The sequence below is a fragment of the Janthinobacterium foliorum genome (assembly GCF_978021625.1).
Map to the genome: position 1 here is coordinate 1 of NZ_CDXDQE010000043.1, position 843 is coordinate 843.

Genomic DNA, 843 nt, shown 5'->3' on the forward strand with positions numbered 1-843 from the left:
ACTTATTCGCTTGTCCCTATAACGTTAGCCTCTGTTCACCGAAGTGAGCAAAGAGCGCTACAGGGATAAGAAAGTACAACGTTGTTGCTTGTTTGTTGATACATACAATCATTACCCATCGATTTACCTTTTACGGCAAACCGATCAATAAATAATCTTTACTTCTTCCAGATTGTTAAAGAACGAAACAGCTTTGATCGCTAAAAGATCAAACCTAAACCACAGTCTTGTTGACCGGCTTACGTTTGCACTTTCGGGTAAAACTTTGGTGGAGGATGACGGGATCGAACCGACGACCCCCTGCTTGCAAAGCAGGTGCTCTCCCAGCTGAGCTAATCCCCCTATGGGTCTTGCGTGGCTTTTACTTCTAAAAATCATCTGGCTTTGCCAGTGGTTTTTAGCTATCAACCAAACGAAAGTAGGTTTGTACTTTCGTTTGACGCTTTTACTGGTAGGGCTGGTTGGACTCGAACCAACGACCCCCGCGTTATCAACACGGTGCTCTAACCAGCTGAGCTACAGCCCCAACGCGGTGCTACTACGACTACTGTTTCTTCTTTGACTAACAGCCGATAAGTGTGAACATTTGAAGCGTGAAGCATTGCTGCTTCGTGCAAACTCTAGAAAGGAGGTGATCCAGCCGCACCTTCCGATACGGCTACCTTGTTACGACTTCACCCCAGTCACGAATCCTACCGTGGTAAGCGCCCTCCTTGCGGTTAAGCTACCTACTTCTGGTAAAACCCGCTCCCATGGTGTGACGGGCGGTGTGTACAAGACCCGGGAACGTATTCACCGCGACATGCTGATCCGCGATTACTAGCGATTCCAACTTCATGCAGT

The 843-nt window shown here is 47.8% G+C and carries 2 tRNA genes and 1 rRNA gene; all 3 read right to left on the bottom strand.

Going from position 1 to position 843, the window contains the following annotated elements:
• Positions 1–266 precede the first annotated feature (266 nt).
• Positions 267–342: transfer RNA gene (locus tag ACZ92H_RS29375), tRNA-Ala, on the bottom strand.
• Positions 343–449: 107 nt separating this feature from the next.
• A tRNA-Ile gene (locus ACZ92H_RS29380) sits at positions 450–526 on the bottom strand.
• Between the two features lie 98 nt (positions 527–624).
• Positions 625–843, bottom strand: a 16S ribosomal RNA gene (locus ACZ92H_RS29385); the annotation flags it as partial.